The sequence below is a fragment of the Gordonia sp. ALPHA1B1 genome, from assembly GCF_005502615.1.
Taxonomy (GTDB): Bacteria; Actinomycetota; Actinomycetes; order Mycobacteriales; family Mycobacteriaceae; genus Gordonia; species Gordonia hongkongensis.
The window spans coordinates 1-20,293 of sequence record NZ_SCOC01000048.1 but is presented as its reverse complement, the minus strand read 5'-3'; the positions used below and the strand labels follow the sequence as shown (position 1 = coordinate 20,293).

Genomic DNA, 20,293 nt, shown 5'->3' with positions numbered 1-20,293 from the left:
CCCTAATGGTGGGCGGCCACCGGGTCGGGGACCTCGCCGGTCCGGACCGGGCATCGGGTGTGGGAGTAGATCGTCGGCATGCAGAGATTGCAGTGGACGCACTTCGACGTCGTCGACGGGTCGGCGGCGAGGCGCAGCGGTAGGTCGGGTTCACGTAGGAGCGCGCGCCCCATCGCCATGAAATCGAAGCCCTCGGCGAGCGCGAGGTCCATCGACGCCCGGTCGGTGACGCCGCCGAGGAGGATGAGCGGCAGGTCGACGGCCTTGCGGAGTTCTCGGGCGAGAGGCAGCAGGTAGGCGTCGTGGTAGCGGTAGTGCTTGAGGAAGAACGGTGCGAACGCCTTGAGCCCGTACTTCATCGCGCCGGAGAACGCATCGGCGAACTCTTTGCGAGGTGCCTCGCCGTGGAAGAGGTACATCGGGTTGAGCAGTGAACTCCCCGCGGTGGGTTCGATGGCGTCGAGGTGGCCGTCGGATTCCAGTAGCTGTGCCACCTCGCATGCCTCGTCGACGTTGAAGCCACTCAGCCTCGCCCGGCCCCGGGCCCGCGCCGCGGGCGAGCGCTCGTGGTCGACCCGGCCGACGCCGTCGAAGAGGTTGAGCTTCACCCAGATCGCAGCCTCGTCCCCGACCTCGTCGCGCACGCTCTCGACCACCTCACGGGCGAGGCGGGCGCGGTTGACGAGGCTCCCGCCGTAGGCGTCACGACGCCGGTTCAACAGCGGGGACAGAAAGCTGGAGATGAGATAGTTGTGGCCGCAGTGGATCTCGAGTCCGTCGAAGCCGGAGTCCACCGCGAGCCGTGCAGCCCGGCGGAACGTGGTCCGCAGGTCGGCGATGTCGTCGACACCGATCGCACGGGTCACCGACATCCCCATCGGCGCGGGTATCCGTGACGGTCCCAGGGAGGCGGCCCGGTTCGACGCCGAGTTCGCGACCGCGCCCGCGTGTCCGAGTTGGGCCGCCGCGAGCGCACCCTCGGCGTGGATGGCGTCGGTGAGTCTCCGCAACCCGGGAACCGCCTCGGGGCGCATCCAGATCTGGTGGCGGTCGGTGCGGCCCTCGGGCGAGATCGCGCAGTAGGCGACGGTACTCATGGCCACCCCGCCGGCGGCGACCTCGCGATGGAACTCGATGAGTTCGTCGGTCACCAGGGCGTCGGGCGTCATCCCTTCGAAGGTGGCGCATTTGATCAGCCGGTTCCGCAGGTGTAGCGGTCCCAGCCGGGCGGGGCTGAACGGTCCGGTGGTGGGGCTGTCCACAACGGGTCCTCTCACTCGTGTCTCACATGGCGGGTGCGGTCAATCCGGCGGTGACGAAGCCGGCCAGGGCCGTCACCGCGGCGGCGCTCAAGGTCTCCGTGCCGCCGAACCGCAGGAGGATCAGCTGGAAGGCGAGTGCCCAGCGTCGGCGCGCCTCGCTCGCGGTCAGGCCGGGGACGGCCTCGGCGAGCATGTCGGCGAACGGATCGAGATCGAACCAGCGCGATGTCCAGTTCGCGGTGGGATGGGCGAACACGAATCGTGCGAGCAGCCGTAGGTGCAGGTGTCCGGTCGGGTCGGACTGCAGGTCGACGAAGGGGGCCACCACGACGTCGACGACATGCGCGATCGGTGTACCGGCCGGGTCGAGGGAGGCGAGCGGGTCGGCCCACAGCGGACCCAGGCGAGACTCCAGCAGCGCGATCGTGAGGTCGTCCTTGGTGCCGAAGTGATAGTGCACCGCCGCCGGGTTCGCCTCGGCGGCCGCGCAGATCGCCCGGACGGACACCTTGTCGTATCCGTCGGCGAGGAAGAGACGTTCGGCGACGGCCAGCAGGGCGTCGCGGGTGGGCAGCGACGTCGAATCGCGGCGCTCACGACCGCGTCCGGCGCGCGTGGTCTGGGTCACACGTCGAGGAAAGCACAGTTCAGTCGATGTTTCAATCAATGATTGAATACGCAGGTTGCTACCGGCGAGTAGTGGGACACTCTGCGGCGACGGTCGGGCGCGACGTAGGCTGGCAGTCGTGGCTGAACACTTTCAAACAGTTGTATTGGGTGCAGGTCCAGGTGGGTACGTAGCCGCGATCCGGTCGGCTCAACTGGGCATGAAAACCGCCGTCATCGAGGAGAAGTACTGGGGCGGTGTGTGTCTGAACGTCGGATGTATCCCGTCCAAGGCCCTGCTGCGCAATGCGGAGCTCGCACACATCTTCAACCATCAGGCCAAGACCTTCGGCATGAGTGGGGACGTGTCCTTCGACTTCGGCGCGGCATTCGACCGCAGCCGCAAGGTCTCGGACGGCATCGTCAAGGGCGTCCACTACCTGATGAAGAAGAACAAGATCACCGAGATCGACGGATACGGGGTGTTCACCGACGCCAAGACCATCAAGGTGGGCGACCGGGAGATCACGTTCGACAACGTCATCATCGACACCGGGTCGACCGTCAAGCTGCTCCCCGGCGTCGAACTGTCGGAGAACGTGGTCACCTACGAAGAGCAGATCCTGACCCGTGAGCTGCCCGAGTCCATCGTCATCGTCGGTGCGGGCGCCATCGGCATGGAGTTCGGTTACGTCATGGCCAACTACGGCGTCGACGTCACGATCGTCGAGTTCCTCGACCGCGTGCTCCCCAACGAGGACGCCGACTCCTCGAAGGCCCTCGCCAAGGAGTACAAGAAGCTCGGCATCAAGCTGCTGACCTCCACCCGGGTCCAGAAGGTCACCGACAACGGCGACAGCGTCACCGTCGCCTACACCGACGCCAAGGACAAAGAGGGTGAGCTCACCGTCGACAAGGTCCTCATGTCCGTCGGATTCGCCCCGCGCGTCGAGGGCTTCGGCCTCGACAAGACCGGTGTCGAACTCACCGATCGCGGCGCCATCGCGATCGACGACTACATGCGCACCAACGTCGACGGCATCTACGCGATCGGCGACGTCACCGCCAAACTGCAGCTCGCGCACGTCGCCGAGGCCCAGGGCGTGGTGGCCGCCGAGACCATCGCCGGCGTCGAGACCATGACCCTCGGTGACTACCGGTTCATGCCGCGTGCCACCTTTTGTCAGCCGCAGGTCGCATCGTTCGGTCTCACCGAGGCGCAGGCCAAGGACGAGGGCTACAACGTCAAGGCGACCACGTTCCCGTTCTCGGCCAACGGCAAGGCCCAGGGGCTCGGCGAGACCGCGGGCTTCGCCAAGCTCGTCACCAATGCCGACACCGACGAACTGCTCGGCGGACACCTGGTGGGCGACAACGTCTCCGAGATGCTCCCGGAGATGACGCTGGCCCACAAGTGGGACCTCACGGCCAAGGAGCTGGCGCGGAACGTGCACACGCACCCGACCATGTCGGAAGCACTGCAGGAGACGTTCCACGGCGCTCTCGGGCACATGATCAACCTGTAGACGTGTGAGTGCAGACGAGCGGGTCCGGGAGTGGACGCTCCCGTGGCCGCTCGACCTGCGGGCCACGGTCGGCCTGCACCGGCGCGGTGCGGGCGACCCGGCGTTCGTCTACGCCAGGGACGGTTCGGTCTGGCGGGCGGTGCACACCCCCGACGGGCCGGGCACCCTGACGGTCGCCGTGCGGTCCGGCGTCGTCGTCGGTCGCGCATGGGGTCCCGGCGCGGACTGGTTGCTCGACCAGATGCCGGATTTCCTCGGTGCGCGAGACGATCCCGACGCCCTCGTCCCCCGCGATCCCGTTGTGCGAGAACTGGTGCGCCGCGCCGAGGGCCTGCGACTCTCCCGCACCGACCGGGTCTGGGAGGCGCTCGTCCCGGCGATCCTGGAACAGAAGGTCGTCGGCGCGGAGGCGTTCCGTGCCTGGCGATATCTGTTGCGCCGCTTCGGCTCTCCCGCGCCCGGACCGGTCCCGGAGACCATGCGTGTGCCGCCCGCCCGGCAGGACTGGGTGCGCATCCCGAGCTGGGAGTGGCACCGCAGCGGCATCGAACCGGTCCGCATGCGGACCATTCGCGGCGCCACCACCATCGACGTCGAACGTCACGCGCGAAAACTGACGGTGTTGCGGGGCGTCGGACAGTGGACCGAGGCCGAGACGCTGTCGCGGTCGCTCGGCGACCCCGACGTGGTCAACGTCGGCGATTACCACATCCCGAAACTGGTGGGACTCACGTTGGTCGGCGAGGCCGTCGACGACGCGGGCATGCTCGAACTGCTCGAACCCTATGCGGGGCAACGTCAACGAATCATCAGGCTGGTCGCGCGACGGGGCGTCCGGCCCGAACGACGCGGCCCGCGGATGACGGTCCGCGACTACCGGGAGTTCTGACGCCTCGGGCCGCCTACGACGCCGTCTTGCGTGCCAGCACGAACTGCCCCTGACCGGTGATCGTCTGCTCGACGTCGTCCAGGCCCGCGCGTCGGAGGCGTTCGACGATCTCGTGGTCGTCGAAGATCCGGTACCCGCTCGCCCCGGCGAGCGGCCGGACGCCCGGGAACGAGGTGAGCGGCGTCGTCACCGAGGTGAAGACCACGATCTCGCCACCCGGTGCGGTCACCCGCACCAGCTCGTCGACGACCGGTAGCGGGTCGGGGATCAGATAGAGCGCCGCCAGGCAGGTCACCACGTCGAAGGTGTTGTCGGCGAACGGCAATGCGTGGGCATCACCCCGCAGGAACGCGGCCCGCCCCACCGCGTTGGTCTGCGCGGCCCGCGCCAGCATGGGCGCGGAAAAGTCGATGCCGATGCAGCGACCGTCGCCGGTGAGTCCGTCGGCGATCTCGCGTGTGTAATTGCCGGGGCCGCAGGCGACATCGAGGACCAACCGGTCACCGGGGCGGGCGAGGTAGGCGCGTAGTGCGCGGTCGAAGTCGGCGGTGGAACGGCCGCCGAGGCTGAAGAGCCGGGTGAAGGTCGGCCGCCAGAGATGCTCGTAGAACTCGGCGAAGTACTCGTTGCGCATCAGGCGCTGCGCGATCGACTCCATCTCAGGACCGGGTGTCGCGCTGGACGCGCAGCGTGTGGATGGTGGTCGCGAGGCTGTCGTATTGACCGACGAGCAGGGTGAACCCGATGAGTTTGCGCTCGTCGAGGTGCCGGGACAGCGCCTGCCATGCGATGTCGGAGACGTCCTTGGTCTCGACGAGTTCGTCGACGGCCCGCAGGATCGCCCGTTCACGATCACCCCACCCGGCGTCGGGACCCGCCAGGATCCGGTCGAACTCGTCGGCGGTGATCCCGGCGCGTCGTCCGAGGCGCCGGTGATGGTCGAGTTCGTAGTCGCAATGTCGCAGGTGGGCCACCCGGATGATCACCATCTCGGAGTCCTTGCGCGACAACACGCCGAATGGCATGAGGCGACTGCTGAAGTGGAGCCAGCCGCGGAACAACCCCTTCGCGCGCCCGAGGGTGGAGAAGATGTGCGCGTCGTCGACACCCATGACGCGTGCAGCCCCCCGCGCGAAGACGAAATTGACCGGCCCGAGCTCCCGGAAACCACCCGGTGCGACGCGAGGTGTGCCCATGGGCCCACGGTAGACTACGCGGACTATGACGCACACCACACGGACGTTCACCAGTGTCGACGAACTGAAGGCCGCGATCGGGGAGGACCTCGGCTCGGGCGAGTGGCTCGAGATCACCCAGGAACGGGTCGACGCCTTCGCCGATGCGACCGGCGATCACCAGTGGATTCACGTCGACCCCGAGCGTGCGAAGTCCGGTCCGTTCGGGACGACCATCGCCCACGGGTACCTGACGGTGTCGCTGCTGCCGATGATCGCGGGGAAGATCTTCACCGTCGAGGGCCCTAAGCTGGTCCTGAACTACGGCATGAACAAGCTGCGCTTCCCGAACCCGGTGAAGGTCGGCGCCCGCATCCGCTCGAACGCGGTGATCACCTCGATCGAGGAGACCCCCAAGGGCGTGAACATGGTCGTCACCAACACCGTCGAGATCGAGGGCGAGGCGAAGCCCGCATGCGTCGCCGAGAACCTTCGCGTCCTCGTCTTCTGACCAGGGCGGCTCCTCGACGCTCAGCGGCGGCACTCGTCGACGGCCGGTTCGCCGCGTAGCCGGCGGTCGAGCCAGTCGAGGGCGACGGGGAAGCCGAGCAGCGCCGCGCTGACGTGTTCACCGAAGACCTCGCGGTAGGCCATGACCGCACCGAGGGCGCACTGTTCGCGGTAGAGGGCGCGGGCGCCGGCCGCGGGTATCCACCACTCGTGGGTCCCGTGGTAGATCAGCAGCGGGATCACCGAGGCGCGGTCGGCCATCGCGGTCAGCCGATAGATCCGCTCGGCGGTCGGCGACCGGAACGGGTCGGGATCACTCGAGAGCAACTGCATCGGCAGGAAGGTGCCACCGGCCACCGCCTCGGGGATCACGCACACGTTCTTCAACGGCGACGACGCGAGCCAACGCGCGGGCCGGTTCGCGAGGGCCAGGATCTCCGGGCGCTCGCGCGCGATGCCGACGGTGGCCGCGTGGAACAGGCCGGTCGCGAGGTTCGCGTTCATGCTCCCGACCAGCATGCGGAAGTCGGCCGGGACACCGCCGAGAGCCGCGCCGACGATGCGGTCGGTGAGCTCGGGTGCGTACTCGCCCAGTAGTTTCGCCGCACCGTGGGTGGCGATGGCACCGCCCGAGTACCCGGTCATGGCGATCCGACTGCGGCGCAACAATTCCGGGCGCACGTGGAGGGCCGCGCGGACGGCGTCGAGAATCACGTGCCCGGCGAGTACCGGCTCCGCGTAGGCCATCCGGGGTCCCTGGTGGTCGGGCACGAGCACCGCATAGCCCTCGTGCAGCGCCAGCTGGGTCGTCGGCGGGATCAGGTCGGTGATGCCCGTCGCGATGGAAAACCCGTGCGCGAGTGTGTATCCGGGTGTGCAGGCGGCACCGAGTGAGTCGATCGGCAGGTTGTTCACGAGCATCGGCGTCGGTGCCCTGGCCGTTCGACGCGGGACCAGCAGGGTCGCGGTGCCGAAGATCGGCGCCCCGACGGCATCGGTGCTGCGGAACTTGATCAGCGTCGCCGATCGGAGCGGTACCGTCACCACCGGCCCGGCGGCGGCGGTGACGTCGCGGGTGGCGATCACGTCTCCCGGGGCGCGTGAATACAGGTCGGCCGGCCACCGGTCGAACATCGGGTCACCTGTCGGGGACGGCAGGATAGATTCGCGCAATTCGAGTGCGCGGTGGTCGAATCCGTCGGCCCGCGCACGAGGCGGGATCGTGCGAAGCCGAGGAATGGGCGGCGGTGGCACCGCGCGGTCGATGGCGCCTGCGACGGGCGGCGGCAGCGGCATCATGTTCGGCGGGTCCGCGGCCGATGGCCCGGCGGACAGCGAGCCGACGGCGGCCACCAGCAGCGCGGCGACCACCAGCACGGTGGCCGTCCACACCGCCCGGCATCGAAGCGCGTGCCGGGTTCTCGTCATGGCGGTGCCTCCGCGTCGAAGAGCGCTTCGTCGGTGACCTTAGGACAGTAGACCCGGCGCGGACCTCCGTTGCGCATCGATGGTCGCCGCACCGAGACGCAACCGTGATGTGCGGCGCGATAGGCGGTTTCGCGTGTCACCCGACCGGACTACATGGGTGCCGCCATGGATGGTCGCTCCCGCGCAGGCCGTCGTCACCGACTAGCATTGGCGGAGGTCATCGCGGTTCGAGTCGTCAGAGGTGCTGCCGGGGGGCGGGCGACTCGACGATGGCCGAGGTGAGACGGGAGGTTGGCGATGCCGACCAGGGGTGTTCTTCGACGATCGGTCCGACGCGCAGCGGTCGCGGTGACGGCGACGTGTGCCGCCGTGGCGCTCCTCGCGGGCCCGACCGGGACGAGTGGTCCCGCCGACGCCGAGCCGCCCAATCTCACCGCGGTCCCGCCACAGTTGCCGGCGGACGTCGACGGCCTGATCCCGGCGCCGCCGGTCGAGAAGCTGTCGCGCATCCCGGAACGGTCCCGGATTCCCGGCGCCTCCCGTGAACTGCAAGAACTGCGCGAGGCGATCATGCCGTCGCCCAGTGGCGACCGGTTCTTCGACCACTGGCCGGCCGGTCTGGCCGCGCGGACACCCGGTGAGGTCCTGACCACGCGGTCGGTGACCCGGGTGGCGCAGCCCCTGGTCTTCGTCCCGCTGCGGTCGGCGCGGCAGGTCAAGTTCCGGACGACCGACGCGAACGGCGCCCCGATGTTCGGCACGGCCACCCTGCTGGTGCCGGCCAAGGCCTGGACCGGGCGGGGAGACCGTCCCGTCCTGGTCAACAATTCGCCGATCGTCGCGCTGGGCACCAAGTGCACGACGGGCTTCACCTACGCGCACGGTTTCACCAACAACACGAACGAGACCGATCTCATCCCGCCGTTCACACAGCTCGCGTTGGACCGGGGTTATGCGGTGCTCGTGCCCGACCACACCGGGCCCCGGATGGCCTACGCCGAGCCGTATGTCGCGGGCCACGTGATCCTCGACTCGTTGCGCGCGGCCGGCGCTCTCGACCCGGCGAACTTCGCCCGCGGACCGGTCGCCATGGTCGGCTACTCCGGCGGGGCGATCGCCACCCACGGCGCGGCCAAGCTGGCCGCGAAGTATGCGCCCGACATCGCCGGGCGGTTCGTGGGGGCGGCCATCGGCGGGGTGCCCGCCGACTACCGGACACTCGCCGGCGCCATGAACGCGAATCTCGCGTCCGGGGTCTTCCACGCCGCGATGCTCGGCGTCGCCCGCGAACGGCCCGAGGTCCTCCGGATGTCGAACCATCTGGCGAGATGGCTTGCGACGTCGGAGATCCGCAACATCTGCACCGATGACATGGGCAACCTCGGGATCGCTCACCTGCCGACGCAGCTCCTGTCGACCGACCCCGATCCGTTCCACTCCGCGATCGCCGAAGAGCTCTTCGAGGTCACGTCCATGTCAGATCTGAAGGCGTCGATGCCGCTGCTGATCTACCACGGGCGATACGAGTGGTGGGTGCCCGCAACCCAGGCGCGGGCCCTCGCCGCCCAGCAGTGCGATCTCGGTGCGACGGTGACGTATCGGGAGTACGAGGCCGAGCACGTGACGGCGGCTGCGGTCGGGTTCCCGGACACCGCGACCTGGCTCGACGATCGTCTGCGCGGAGTGCCCGCTCGGGACGAGTGTCGATGAGTTGTGCTGCGGCCCTTCGTGGCTCGTCGACCTCGACGCGCTCCTTCGTCGCTTGCTCGGCCCGGCGGCTATCGCTCCTCGCACCTCAGGGAGCAGAGGGGGGCGGATCAGGGCGCGGCGGGGCGCGTTTCGGTGAGGCTCATGTACGGCGAGACGCTGCTGGTGTGTTCGTCGATGCGAAGTGACGCTCCGACTGCGGGGAACGCGCGCTGGGCGCAGTTGGTCCGCTCGCACACCCGGCAACCGGCGCCGATCGGTGTGACATGCGCCTGCGGTCCGATCTCCAGACCGTCGGAGTAGATCACCCGCGCGGCGTGGCGCAGTTCGCATCCCATGCCGATCGCGAAGGTCTTGCCGGGCTGTCCGTAGCGGGTGGCGCGGCGTTCGACGGTGCGCGCCACCCAGAAGTAGTTCCGGCCGTCGGGCATCTCGGCGATCTGGGTGATGATCTTGCCGGGGTAGGCGAATGTCTCGTAGACGTTCCACAGCGGACAGGTGCCGCCACTGGACGAGAAGTGGAAACCGGTGGCGGACTGACGTTTCGACATGTTCCCGGCTCGGTCCACGCGCACGAACGACCAGGGGATGCCCCGCAGGTTGGGCCGCTGCAGCGTCGAGAGGCGGTGGCAGATCGTCTCGTAGGAGACGGCGTAGAAGGCCGAGAGGCGTTCGATGTCGTACCGGAAATCCTCTGCGGCGCCGTGGAATTGGCCGTAGGGAAGGACGACTGCGGCGGCGAAGTAGTTCGCCAGACCGAGAAGTCCCAGCGCCCGGGCGTCCTCACCGCTGAAGTTCGCCTCGTCGACCAGTTTGTCCAGGAGGTCCTGGTACTCGAGATAGCAGAGCTCGCTGGCGAGTTTGAACGTCCGCTGGCCTGCCGAGAGCGACGCGGAGAACTCCAGACGCCGGGCCTCGCGGTCGAACCGGTGCAGGGTGTAGTCCCCGAGGTCGACGCGGCGCACGATGCTGATGCCGTGGACGCTCTCGATGCGGTTCATGATCTCGCGCCGGATGTCGGCGGAGTGCATCCGCATCCGGGTGGTCATCTCCTCGGCGACGACATCGAGCTCGTGAATGTAGTTGCGGCGCTGGTAGAAATAGTCCCGCACCTCCTCGTGCGGCGCGCTGATGGTGCCGCGCATGCTGCGGTCGCCCCGCTCGTCGGTCGCCGCCGCGAGCTGATCGGTGGCGACCCGGTAGCGGCGGTGCAGGTTCACCATCGCCTGGGCCATCTCGGGATGCGACGCGACCATCGCGCTGAGCCCCTGCGCGTCGAGTGCGCCGGGGGAGGCCTCGAGGTCGTCGTCGAGCAGCGCCTCACGCAGCTCGGCGACCAGCCGGACATCGTCCTGGCTGTCGAAGAACCCGGCGTCGACGCCGAAGGCCTCGGTGATCTTGGACAGCACCGACGCGGTCAGCGGCCGGGCATCGTGTTCGATCTGGTTCAGGTACGACGCCGAGATCGACAGGGTCTGAGCGAGGGCAACCTGCGACAGGCCGCGCTCGGAACGCAATTGGCGCAACCGCGAGCCCACGTAGGTCCTGCTCATCGTCCACCTCCCGGACAGGTGCTGCCGCGTCGCGCGTCGTTCCCAGGGTACGGTGACCGCGTGCTACCCCTCCTCGGCCGACGCCGCCCGCCGGCAGCGCTGGCCGCGTCGGTCGTGGCAGTGGCGCTCGGCCTCGCGGGGTGCGCGGGCGACCCGGGGGAGACGACGGCTCCCCGCGGTCCCGCCGATCTCGTGCTGTCCGAAGCCCAGCTGCCGCCGGGATACACCTCCGCCCCGCTGTCGGTGGTGAATCTCGTCGCCGGGAACCGGGCCGCCATCGACGCCTCCCGATCGGTGCGCGTCACGCCCGAGTACTGCCGGCCCACCTCCGACGCCGCGCTCAACGACCAGCTGACCGCCGACAACTCGGCGGTGCTGGCCGCCCGTGACGGCGCGACGGGCACCCTCGTCGAACTGGTCACCACCGCATCGCGCGACATCGACGCCGACCGGCTCACCACGACCGGCCGCTGCTCTCGGACCACGACGGAGATCACCACCGGCAACCTGGCGGGCAGTCGGGTGCTCACGGTGTACACCGAACTGCCCCAGCCGGAGATCGACGGCGGGTTGCTGCCCGGGGAGCAGATGCTGCTCACGCGATCCGACGTCACGACGACCCTGCCCGACGGCGGTGTCCGGCGGCAGATCGGGTTCGCCGGGTACGCCGTGCTCGACCGGCCGGCATCCGGGCCGGTGACGATGCAGCTGACGGTGTCGGGTGCGACCACCCGTGCGAGCGATCCGCCGTCCATCCCGGTGGAGCCGATCGAACCGTCGGTGTTCGCGGATCTCTTCGAGACCGCCGTCGAGCGCGTCACCACACCCTGACGGCCGCCGTCCGCTGTCCGCGGACCGTGCCGCACTGGTGTGATGGACATCACTTTCGGGCATCCGGCCGTCGAGGTCGGGGTCCGAGGGCCTCCGAGACCACGGATCGGCTCGACTACTCGTGAGTAGAAAATCCCAGTACGGACGTACTTTTTGGCGGAAGTAGACCCTGCGTTCACAGATCTATATTTGCAAACTTTGCAAACAGGTGGCGAAAAATAGCCTGTATTTACACGCTCCGAGGGTTGGACCTGCGGGTTTGTGTTGTGGCACCCTTGCTGCAGGCACCACCGATACCACGTCGACGGGTTCGCAAACTTCGGCCGAGACTGACGCCGATCGCGATCACACACCCCGGGCGAGGGCATCGGCTGTCTGTCAGCAGAGAGGTTCCGGCGGCGCGCCGGGCCGTCGCCCCGATCCGGTCCCCGGTCGGGACGAGCAGGACAACGAAAGCGAAGCAGCCAATGAGCAACGTCGGAAAGCCCCGTACCGCCGCGGAGATCCAGCAGGACTGGGACACCAACCCGCGCTGGAAGGGCATCAAGCGCGATTACACCGCCGAGCAGGTCGCCGAGCTCCAGGGCTCGGTCGTCGAGGAGCACACCCTCGCCCGCCGCGGCGCCGAGATCCTGTGGGACGGCGTGACCAAGGGTGACGGCAGCTACATCAACGCCCTGGGCGCTCTCACCGGTAACCAGGCCGTGCAGCAGGTCCGCGCCGGCCTGAAGGCCGTGTACCTCTCGGGTTGGCAGGTCGCTGGTGACGCGAACCTGTCCGGCCACACCTACCCCGACCAGTCGCTCTACCCGGCCAACTCGGTCCCGAGCGTCGTGCGTCGCATCAACAACGCGCTGCTGCGTGCCGACGAGATCGCCCGCGTCGAGGGTGACAACTCGGTCGACAACTGGGTCGTTCCGATCGTGGCCGACGGTGAGGCCGGCTTCGGCGGCGCCCTCAACGTCTACGAACTGCAGAAGGCCATGATCGCCGCGGGTGCCGCCGGTACCCACTGGGAGGATCAGCTCGCGTCGGAGAAGAAGTGCGGCCACCTCGGTGGCAAGGTGCTCATCCCGACCCAGCAGCACATCCGCACCCTGAACTCGGCTCGTCTCGCCGCCGACGTCGCTGGTGTCCCCACCGTCGTGATCGCCCGCACCGATGCCGAGGCCGCCACGCTGATCACCTCCGACGTCGACGATCGCGACAAGCAGTTCGTCACCGGTGAGCGCACCGCCGAGGGCTACTACCACGTGAAGAACGGCATCGAGCCGTGCATCGAGCGTGCGAAGTCCTACGCGCCGTACGCCGACATGATCTGGATGGAGACCGGTACCCCGGATCTCGAGCTGGCCCGCAAGTTCGCCGAGGCCGTCAAGGCCGAGTACCCCGACCAGCTGCTGTCCTACAACTGCAGCCCGTCGTTCAACTGGAGCAAGCACCTCGACGACAGCACCATCGCGAAGTTCCAGAACGAGCTGGGCGCCATGGGCTTCACCTTCCAGTTCATCACGCTGGCCGGCTTCCACTCGCTGAACTACGGCATGTTCGACCTGGCCTACGGCTACGCCCGCGAGCAGATGTCGGCGTTCGTCGACCTGCAGAACCGCGAGTTCAAGGCTGCCGAAGAGCGCGGCTTCACCGCCGTCAAGCACCAGCGTGAGGTCGGCGCCGGCTACTTCGACAACATCGCCACCACCGTCGACCCCAACACCTCGACCGCTGCTCTCAAGGGCTCGACCGAGGAAGGCCAGTTCCACTAGGAACTCGCCACCGTCGTGATCTAGGCGAACCAGGCAGGCGGTCCGCGGCTTTCGCTGCGGGCCGCCTGTTGGCGTATCCCGGGCTCGGCGCGTGCCCGGAGGGTCACCCATGTTCTTGCGAAATCGGTTCTTGCCGAGGACGATTCCACCCGAGGAGCCGACATGACAAACCAGAAGATCTCCCGCGTCGGCGTGGTGGGGGCAGGACAGATGGGCGCGGGGATCGCCGAGGTGTGCGCGCGGGCCCACGCCGACGTGCTCGTCTACGAGCACAGCCGAGAACTCGTCGTCGCCGGTCGCGCCCGGATTCTCCGATCACTCGATCGCGGTGTGTCGAGCGGCAAACTGACCGAACGCGAACGCGACCAGGCGTCGATGCGACTCCGCTTCACCACTGACCTGGGCGACTTCGCCGATCGCCACCTCGTGTGCGAGGCCGTCGTCGAGGACGAGGTGGTCAAGACCGAGATCTTCGCCCAACTGGACAAGGTCGTGACCGACCCCGGGGCGATCCTGGCGTCGAACACATCGTCCATCCCGATCATGAAGCTGGGCATGGCAACCCAGAACACCGCCCGCGTCATCGGCATGCACTTCTTCAACCCCGTACCGGTTCTCCCGCTGGTCGAACTCGTCACCACCCTGACGACCGCTCCGGAGATCGTCGAGCGCGCCGAGGCCTTCGCCCACGACGTGTTGGGCAAGCAGGTGGTCCGGTCGGCCGATCGATCCGGATTCGTCGTGAACGCGCTGCTGGTCCCGTATCTGCTCTCATCCATCCGGATGGTGGAGAGCGGTGTCGCGACCGTCGACGACATAGACAAGGCCATGGTCCTCGGGTGTGCGCACCCGATGGGTCCCCTCAAGCTGGCCGATCTGGTCGGACTCGACACGATCAAGGCCATCGCCGACCGGATGTACGAGGAGTTCAAGGAGCCGCTCTACGCACCGCCTCCGCTGCTGTTGCGCATGGTCGAGGCGGGGCGACTGGGCAAGAAGGCCGACCACGGCTTCTACCGTTACGCCTGATCGACGACGGTCCGGCGCGCGTCCGAGGTGACGTGCGTCACGAGTGTTAGCACGATGCTTGCATTTGCTAGCACAGCGTGGATACTGGTTATCGGAAACACCAATACCGATGGCGCCGCGGTTCCCTTATCTCGCGCGGTGTGAGCCGAATCGAATTGGCTTGCAACACCGACCGTTTCGAGGCGGCAGGCGACGGATTGTTCCGACATGCGCCCGGCGAAGACGCCGAGATCAACGAGACCGCATGTGCTGCAGCGCGATTGGTGACCCGACCGAAGGAGTTCACTGTGACCACCACCGAACGTAACTACGCCCCCCTCTATGCCGCCGTCGGCGCCGGCGACTACGCCTTCGCCCAGGTGACCGAGAAGCTGACCGAACTGCGTGAGCGCACCGAGGCTGCTGCCGAGACCGCTCAGTCGCGTCTCGAGGCCCGCTACGCCGAGACCAAGACCCTGATCACGGATCTGCCCGAGACCGCCCAGACGCGTTTCGACGAGGCCAAGACCCGCATCGGCTCGCTGTCCGAGGAGGTCCCGAGCGACCTCGACGAGCTGCGCGGCAAGCTGACCGCCGAGGAGCTCAAGCGCCTCGCCGACCCCTACGTCGAGAAGGCCTACGGCTTCTACACCTCGCTCGCCGAGCGCGGCGAGGCCACCCTCGAGCGCCTGCGCACCAAGCCGCTCGTCCAGGAGAACCTGTCGCGCGCCGAGAAGGTCTACAACGACGCCGTCGACCTGACCGAGGACGCCCTCGGCGTCGTGTCGACCCAGACCCGCCTCGTCGGTGATCGTGCGGCGAAGCTCGCCGGCCGTGCGAGCGAGCAGGTCGAGGACGTCGCCGTCGCGATCGAAGAGGCCGGCAGCAGCGTCAAGGAGCAGGCCGACGACGCGGCCAAGGAGATCGACGGCGCCGCAGGCACTGTCGAGGCCAAGGGTCGTGCCGCCAAGGCTTCGCCGGCCAAGAAGGTCGCCGAGGCCAAGGACACCCCGGTGCCGGCCGTGAAGAAGACCGCCGCCAAGAAGGCGCCGGCCAAGAAGGCCCCGGTCAAGAAGCCGACCACCGCGAAGTAAGTCGCACACAGTCGCATACGGCAACGCCCCCGCTTCCGGCGGGGGCGTTGTCGTGTGTGGGGGGCGCCTTTGTCTCGGGACGAGGTCCCTGTCCCGCGGTGGTGTTTCCGTCCCGCTGATGAGATCCGATCAGCGGGACGGAAGCGGGACCGCGGGAAGGTTGGGGAAAACCCGATGGAGCCGAAACGCCCTCCGCTGCGTCGAACAGAGATGACCAGCTACCCACTGGACCGCTACGGTCTGATCCGTCGCGGCGCCGCACTCGATGCGGCTTTCTCCGACAATCTGCTTGCTGCAGCGGTATCCGCCGGCGACCTGATCCGGCTCATCCCCGGCGTCTACGTGCCGGCATCCGACGACTTCGCCGGGCACGAAGGTGACCAGGAGTTGCACCGCCTCAAGTCTGTCGCGATCGCCACGTCACAGCCGGCGAGCGCACCGCAGTTGCCGCTGAGTCACGTCTCGGCCGCCGCGGTGCTCGGCATTCCACTGCTGAAGCCCGAGACCGAACGCGTCCACGTCACCAACGGCAAGAAGGCCGGCGGATTCATCGCGACGCATCGTCACGTCCACGCCGCCGTCCTGACGGCAGACGAGCTCGCAGTCGTCGACGGAATACCCGTCACCAGAATTGAGCGAACCGCTGTCGATGTAGCGGCCGGGGGCGACTTCGCACAGGCCCTCACCGCCTTTGACCAGGCACTTCGGACAGGCGCCGATCGTGAGCTAATGGGGCGGATCCTCACCTCTCGTCGTCGGCAGGGGGGCAGAGTGGCTCGGCGTGCGCTGGCACTGGCCGATGGGGCGGCCGAAAGTGTCGGCGAATCCTGGAGTCGGGCGCAGATGATCGAGGCCGGCCTGCCGGTTCCGCGACTGCAACACGAGTTCTGTGGGCGGAGCGGCGTCTACCATGTCGACTTCGACTGGGAGGCGAAGCTCGTCGGGGAGTTCGACGGCATGGTCAAATACGGCCGCCTCCGGCCATCAGGGAAGACCGTGGCCGATGTCGTACTGCAGGAGAAGCTGCGCGAGGACGAGATCCGCGCGCTGGGCCCCGTCGTCGTGCGCTGGACCTGGTCGATGCTCGAGGACGGATCCTTCATCGGCCTGCTCCGGCCATGGCTGGAGAAGTTCGAGTTGATGAGCTGAGTCCCGCGGTCCCGCTTCCGTCCCGCTGATGAGATCCGATCAGCGGGACGGAAACAGCACCGCGGGAGCGAGACTCCGCGACGGCGCCGGTCAGGGCGTCCGGATGGTGAGGACCGCGAGCGCGCCGTCGTCGCTGCGGTAGGTGTGCGCAACGTCGGACAGCCAGTGCAGGGATTCGCCCGGTCCCGCCGCGCGTTCTTCGCCGGCGCGACCGGCCCGGAGATGGCCGCTGACGACATGTACGTGCTCGACGACGCCGGGCCCGTGCGCGGGCGACTCCCTGGTCCCGCCCGGGCTGACGCGCAACCAGAAGACCTCGGTGACCGAGCCGTCGTCGTGATGCTCGACGTGCAGCACCCGGGCGGCGAGGTGGGGGCCGGCGCCCTCGACTCCGGATTCCTCGCCCAGGAGGGCGGACAGCGGCACGCCGAGCGGACCGGCGATGGCGTACAGCGTGTCGAGGGTCGGGTTTCGTTGTCCAGCTTCGAGTTCGGACAGCGAACCCTTGCCGATTCGCGCTTCCCGGGCGAGGCCTGACAAGCTCAGGCCCCGCTGCTTTCGGATGGCGGAGATCCGGGCCCCGACCGCGCGTCGTCGATCCTCGCCGGGTGTCATCGTCCTCGTCTCGTTCGCGTCGCTGCCGACAACCACTGTTCTGTTTACGGAACGATACCGCTATGCTCGCGACATGACCAGTCCCGCGCCGCCGGCTCGCGGTGAGCCGATCATCGCCGGAGTCGTCACGTCGCTGGTCGGTTTCACCTCGTCGTTCGTCGTGGTGGTCACCGGCGTGCGGGCCGTGGGTGCCAGTCCGGCACAGGCCGCGTCGGGTCTGCTCGTCCTGACGGTTCTGTTCGGCCTCGGGTCCATCCTGCTCTCGCTGCGCACGCGCCGCCCGGTGACGCTGGCGTGGTCGACGCCGGGCGCCGCGCTGCTCGTCTCGGCCGGTGCGTCCTATGACGCGGGGTGGCCTGCGGCGGTGGGAGCGTTTCTCGTGGTCGGGCTGCTGATCGTGGCGACCGGGCTGGTGCCGGCACTCGGTGAGCTGATCGGCCGGATTCCGACGCCAATCGCCCAGGCGATGCTCGCGGGGGTGCTGCTCACCCTGTGTCTGGCGCCGATGACCTCGTTGTCAGCGCAACCGTGGTCGACGATTCCGATACTCCTCGTCTGGTTGCTGGCCATGCGATGGTTGCCGCGGTGGGCGCTGCCGCTGGCTCTGGTCACCGCACTGATCGTGATCGGCGTGAACCTCGCCGTCGATGGCTACGACGGCTGGGCCGGTGAGACGTGGTGGCCGCAGCTGGCCTGGACCACACCGGCGTTCGACGCGACAGCGATTGTCGGCCTCGCGATTCCGCTCTTCGTCGTCACCATGGCCTCACAAAACGTTCCGGGGGTGGCCGTACTCAAGTCGTTCGGTTACGAAACACCGTGGCGGCCGGCGATGTTCGTGACCGGGGCGGGAACCGTGATCGGGGCGCCGTTCGGCGGACACGCGATCAACCTCGCCGCGCTGTCCGCGGCACTGGCCGCGGGTCCGGAGGCGGGCGCCGACCGGTCGCGACGATGGATCGCCGGCGTGGCCACGGGGTCGACGAGCCTCGTGCTCGCGGTGCTGTCGGGTGCGCTGGTCGTCGTCACGGCGATCGCGCCGGACGGACTGCTCGAAGCCGTTGCGGGACTTGCGCTCGTGGCCACGTTCGTGGCCGCGATCATGGGGGCGTTCGAGAAGCCCGAGTTCCGCATTCCCGCGGCACTGGCGTTCGTGACCGCGGCCGCGGGCGTCACCTTCGGGGGGATCGGTGGCGCGTTCTGGGCGCTTGTCGTCGGGCTGGCGGCGCACGGGGTGCTCAGTCGGCGCCCGGTTCCTGCTCCCTGATCCGAAAGAACCGCATAACCCCTGGTCCCTGAGGTGCGAGGAGCGCAAGCGACGAGCCACGAAGGGCCTGGCGAGGCGAGTTGCGAAGACCCTTCGTGGCTCGCTTCGCTCGCACCTCAGGGACCAATAAGTGTGTGGCTCTTTCGGATCAGGGACCACTTGGTGTGCGGCTCTTTCGGATTGGGGAGCGGAAATTCAGTCCGCGGCGGCGAGTCGTCTCTTCTCGGCCTCGACGTCGAAATCGGCGGCGGGCCAGTCGAGGTCGAGGCGAGTGAGCGCGTCGATGAGCAGTTCGCACACCGCGAGGCGCGCGAACCACTTGCGGTTCGACGGGATGACGAACCACGGCGCGGAGTCGCGGTCGGTCAGGTCGAAGATCGCCTGGTATGCCTCGAGGTAGGCGTCCCAGTGACCGCGTTCGTCGACATCGCCCGGGTTGTACTTCCAGTACTTGTCGGGTCTTTCGAGGCGCGCGGCGAGGCGGCTCTTCTGCTCGTCCTTCGACACCACGAGGCAACACTTGACTACGGTGGTCCCGCCGGCGACGAGTTCGGACTCGAACTGGTTGATCAGGTCGTAGCGTTTCTCCCACACCGACTGCGGGACGAGGTCGTGCACCCGGACGGGGAGGACGTCCTCGTAGTGCGACCGGTCGAAGATCCCGATCCGGCCCGCGGGCGGAAGGGCGCGGTGGATACGCCACAGGAAGTCGTGCTGCAACTCCTCTTTGGTGGGTTTGCCGAACCCTTTGATCGACAGACCCTGTGGGTCCATCATCCCGCCCACGTGGCGCACGATGCCGCCCTTGCCGGCGGTGTCCATGCCCTGCAGCACGAGCAGAACCGAGCGGTGGTCACCGGCCCGGCCGTTGGCGTACAACAACTCCTGGAGATCGGCGAGAACCTCGCCGCGCTGCGCGAGCAACTCCGTGCCGGAGGCCTTGTCGCCGTCGAAGCCCGGCGTCGTCTCCGGGTCGAACGACGCGATCGGCCCGATGGCCCCGGCGCGCAGGGCATCGGCGGCGGGAGTGGTCCAACCAGCGGTCATGGGGTCCTTTCGGGGTCGGATGCGGGCGCCGGCTCGGCCGGGGGTGGGAACAGCGGCCCGCCACCGAACGCCGTGCGATGTGAATCCGGCGGCGTGCCATCGTTGTTCACGATCCCATAGGCGGAACCGAGTTCGGCGGTGACGAGCGTGCGGCCGCTGAGGTCGGACAGCCCGGGATCGGCCGCGAGCCGGGAGATGACCCGGCCGACGAACTCGGGGTCCTCCGCGCGGGCGAGCGAGAAACCGGCGAATTCGTCGACGCCCAGCGACAGCAACAGCTCGGTGCGGATCAGGCCGAGCCACAACGAGATCGAGCTGACACCGGTGCCCCGCAGCTCCACCGCCATGTCCGCGGCCATCTTGTCCAGGGCGGTCTTGCTCATCCCGTACAGGACCGAGTGCAGATGGCCGCGCGAGCCGAACGACGAGATGTTGGCGATGAGTCCGCGGCCGGCGTCGGTCATGAGCCGGGCCGCGTGCACCGAGGCCACGTAATGCGCTCGCAGTCCGACGCCGATCAGGGTGTCCCAGTCGTCGACCGGTCGCTTCCAGAACGGGTCGGAGAACCCGCCGAAACCCTTCGGCGCGGCCCACGCGTTGTTGACGAGAAGATCCAGACCGCCTGCGCCGAAGGTGATCTCGTCGAACACCGCGGCCACCGCGGCGTCGTCGGCGTGATCGCAGGGCAGCGCGCGGGCGCCGTCGGGGCCGGTCCCCTGTCGCGACGTGACATACGTCGTCCACCCGTCGTCGATGAGCGCACGAGCGATGCCGTACCCGACGCCGCGACTGCCGCCGGTGACGAGAGCGACGCGCGTCATCAGGCGCCGGGGGTCCCGGAGGCGGGATCGGCGGGCAGGGGG

19 protein-coding genes are annotated in these 20,293 nt (G+C 68.3%); 10 read left to right on the top strand and 9 right to left on the bottom strand.

All coding sequences use genetic code 11. The features are described from left to right. Positions 1-2: 2 nt before the first annotated feature. Both FFS52_RS21375 and FFS52_RS21370 read right to left on the bottom strand, forming a co-directional pair. Positions 3-1,262, bottom strand: coding sequence for an NADH:flavin oxidoreductase (locus FFS52_RS21375; RefSeq protein WP_137810864.1), 1,260 nt, complete (start codon positions 1,260-1,262; stop codon positions 3-5). Between the two features lie 22 nt (positions 1,263-1,284). After that, the gene (locus FFS52_RS21370) at positions 1,285-1,890 is read right to left on the bottom strand and encodes a TetR/AcrR family transcriptional regulator (protein ID WP_137810863.1); all 606 of its coding nucleotides are present in this window, start codon (positions 1,888-1,890) and stop codon (positions 1,285-1,287) included. 118 nt (positions 1,891-2,008) lie between these two features. Here FFS52_RS21370 and lpdA point away from each other — a divergent pair, with 118 nt between their 5' ends. Both lpdA and FFS52_RS21360 read left to right on the top strand, forming a co-directional pair. Beyond that, on the top strand, positions 2,009-3,394 hold the full coding sequence (gene lpdA / locus FFS52_RS21365; RefSeq protein ID WP_065630145.1) for a dihydrolipoyl dehydrogenase: 1,386 nt from the start codon (positions 2,009-2,011) through the stop codon (positions 3,392-3,394). A 4-nt stretch (positions 3,395-3,398) separates the two neighbouring features. Continuing rightward, complete coding sequence (locus tag FFS52_RS21360) at positions 3,399-4,283, top strand: 3-methyladenine DNA glycosylase (protein WP_065630146.1); 885 nt, start codon at positions 3,399-3,401, stop codon at positions 4,281-4,283. Between the two features lie 13 nt (positions 4,284-4,296). Here FFS52_RS21360 and FFS52_RS21355 read toward each other — a convergent pair whose 3' ends face one another. Continuing rightward, the gene (locus tag FFS52_RS21355) at positions 4,297-4,941 is read right to left on the bottom strand and encodes a methyltransferase domain-containing protein (protein WP_137810862.1); all 645 of its coding nucleotides are present in this window, start codon (positions 4,939-4,941) and stop codon (positions 4,297-4,299) included. Position 4,942: 1 nt separating this feature from the next. Then, positions 4,943-5,479, bottom strand: a complete 537-nt coding sequence (locus tag FFS52_RS21350) for a carboxymuconolactone decarboxylase family protein (protein WP_058251283.1) — start codon at positions 5,477-5,479, stop codon at positions 4,943-4,945. 25 nt (positions 5,480-5,504) lie between these two features. Between FFS52_RS21350 and FFS52_RS21345 the strand changes: the two genes are divergently transcribed. Next, positions 5,505-5,969 carry a MaoC family dehydratase gene (locus FFS52_RS21345; RefSeq protein WP_058251282.1) on the top strand — a complete coding sequence of 155 codons (465 nt, stop codon included), beginning with the start codon at positions 5,505-5,507 and terminating at the stop codon, positions 5,967-5,969. A gap of 20 nt (positions 5,970-5,989) precedes the next feature. On the opposite strand, the gene FFS52_RS21340 is transcribed toward FFS52_RS21345, so the two are convergent. After that, on the bottom strand, positions 5,990-7,267 hold the full coding sequence (locus FFS52_RS21340; RefSeq protein ID WP_137810870.1) for a lipase family protein: 1,278 nt from the start codon (positions 7,265-7,267) through the stop codon (positions 5,990-5,992). A 426-nt stretch (positions 7,268-7,693) separates the two neighbouring features. On the opposite strand from FFS52_RS21340, the gene FFS52_RS21335 reads away from it, so the two are divergent. After that, entirely contained in the window at positions 7,694-9,106 is a 1,413-nt protein-coding gene (locus tag FFS52_RS21335) for a lipase family protein (protein WP_137810861.1), read from the top strand. Positions 9,107-9,213: 107 nt separating this feature from the next. Here FFS52_RS21335 and ramB read toward each other — a convergent pair whose 3' ends face one another. After that, the gene (ramB, locus tag FFS52_RS21330; RefSeq protein ID WP_137810860.1) at positions 9,214-10,656 is read right to left on the bottom strand and encodes an acetate metabolism transcriptional regulator RamB; all 1,443 of its coding nucleotides are present in this window, start codon (positions 10,654-10,656) and stop codon (positions 9,214-9,216) included. A 60-nt stretch (positions 10,657-10,716) separates the two neighbouring features. Here ramB and FFS52_RS21325 point away from each other — a divergent pair, with 60 nt between their 5' ends. The 5 genes from FFS52_RS21325 (at position 10,717) to FFS52_RS21305 (ending at position 16,501) form a co-directional block, all read left to right on the top strand. After that, positions 10,717-11,487: a hypothetical protein gene (locus FFS52_RS21325; protein WP_137810859.1), complete on the top strand. Its 771-nt coding sequence runs from the start codon at positions 10,717-10,719 to the stop codon at positions 11,485-11,487. Positions 11,488-11,954: 467 nt separating this feature from the next. Then, positions 11,955-13,250 (top strand): isocitrate lyase, encoded by a 1,296-nt coding sequence (gene aceA / locus FFS52_RS21320; protein WP_068971642.1) that lies wholly within the window; start codon positions 11,955-11,957, stop codon positions 13,248-13,250. Between the two features lie 162 nt (positions 13,251-13,412). Next, positions 13,413-14,279: a 3-hydroxybutyryl-CoA dehydrogenase gene (locus FFS52_RS21315; RefSeq protein WP_068971643.1), complete on the top strand. Its 867-nt coding sequence runs from the start codon at positions 13,413-13,415 to the stop codon at positions 14,277-14,279. Between the two features lie 287 nt (positions 14,280-14,566). Next, positions 14,567-15,352 (top strand): hypothetical protein, encoded by a 786-nt coding sequence (locus FFS52_RS21310; protein ID WP_058251419.1) that lies wholly within the window; start codon positions 14,567-14,569, stop codon positions 15,350-15,352. Between the two features lie 210 nt (positions 15,353-15,562). Then, complete coding sequence (locus FFS52_RS21305) at positions 15,563-16,501, top strand: hypothetical protein (RefSeq protein ID WP_065630152.1); 939 nt, start codon at positions 15,563-15,565, stop codon at positions 16,499-16,501. Positions 16,502-16,591: 90 nt separating this feature from the next. Here FFS52_RS21305 and FFS52_RS21300 read toward each other — a convergent pair whose 3' ends face one another. Continuing rightward, positions 16,592-17,116, bottom strand: coding sequence for an XRE family transcriptional regulator (locus tag FFS52_RS21300; RefSeq protein ID WP_137810858.1), 525 nt, complete (start codon positions 17,114-17,116; stop codon positions 16,592-16,594). Between the two features lie 73 nt (positions 17,117-17,189). Between FFS52_RS21300 and FFS52_RS21295 the strand changes: the two genes are divergently transcribed. Next, positions 17,190-18,383, top strand: coding sequence for a benzoate/H(+) symporter BenE family transporter (locus FFS52_RS21295; protein ID WP_137810857.1), 1,194 nt, complete (start codon positions 17,190-17,192; stop codon positions 18,381-18,383). Between the two features lie 195 nt (positions 18,384-18,578). On the opposite strand, the gene FFS52_RS21290 is transcribed toward FFS52_RS21295, so the two are convergent. Both FFS52_RS21290 and FFS52_RS21285 read right to left on the bottom strand, forming a co-directional pair. Beyond that, positions 18,579-19,430 (bottom strand): PPK2 family polyphosphate kinase, encoded by an 852-nt coding sequence (locus tag FFS52_RS21290; protein ID WP_137810856.1) that lies wholly within the window; start codon positions 19,428-19,430, stop codon positions 18,579-18,581. After that, a complete protein-coding gene (locus tag FFS52_RS21285; protein ID WP_137810855.1) occupies positions 19,427-20,251 on the bottom strand; it encodes an SDR family NAD(P)-dependent oxidoreductase in 825 nt (274 codons plus the stop codon). The genes FFS52_RS21290 and FFS52_RS21285 overlap by 4 nt, the downstream gene beginning before the upstream one ends. Positions 20,252-20,293: the final 42 nt, after the last annotated feature.

Coding starts and splice junctions, on each gene's coding strand:
- FFS52_RS21355 (WP_137810862.1), bottom strand. CDS start 4,941: ATGGAGTCGATCGCGCAGCGCCTGATGCGCAACGAGTACTTCGCCGAG.
- FFS52_RS21350 (WP_058251283.1), bottom strand. CDS start 5,479: ATGGGCACACCTCGCGTCGCACCGGGTGGTTTCCGGGAGCTCGGGCCG.
- FFS52_RS21345 (WP_058251282.1), top strand. CDS start 5,505: ATGACGCACACCACACGGACGTTCACCAGTGTCGACGAACTGAAGGCC.
- FFS52_RS21340 (WP_137810870.1), bottom strand. CDS start 7,267: ATGATGCCGCTGCCGCCGCCCGTCGCAGGCGCCATCGACCGCGCGGTG.
- FFS52_RS21335 (WP_137810861.1), top strand. CDS start 7,694: ATGCCGACCAGGGGTGTTCTTCGACGATCGGTCCGACGCGCAGCGGTC.
- ramB (WP_137810860.1), bottom strand. CDS start 10,656: ATGAGCAGGACCTACGTGGGCTCGCGGTTGCGCCAATTGCGTTCCGAG.
- aceA (WP_068971642.1), top strand. CDS start 11,955: ATGAGCAACGTCGGAAAGCCCCGTACCGCCGCGGAGATCCAGCAGGAC.
- FFS52_RS21315 (WP_068971643.1), top strand. CDS start 13,413: ATGACAAACCAGAAGATCTCCCGCGTCGGCGTGGTGGGGGCAGGACAG.
- FFS52_RS21305 (WP_065630152.1), top strand. CDS start 15,563: ATGACCAGCTACCCACTGGACCGCTACGGTCTGATCCGTCGCGGCGCC.
- FFS52_RS21300 (WP_137810858.1), bottom strand. CDS start 17,116: ATGACACCCGGCGAGGATCGACGACGCGCGGTCGGGGCCCGGATCTCC.
- FFS52_RS21295 (WP_137810857.1), top strand. CDS start 17,190: ATGACCAGTCCCGCGCCGCCGGCTCGCGGTGAGCCGATCATCGCCGGA.
- FFS52_RS21290 (WP_137810856.1), bottom strand. CDS start 19,430: ATGACCGCTGGTTGGACCACTCCCGCCGCCGATGCCCTGCGCGCCGGG.
- FFS52_RS21285 (WP_137810855.1), bottom strand. CDS start 20,251: ATGACGCGCGTCGCTCTCGTCACCGGCGGCAGTCGCGGCGTCGGGTAC.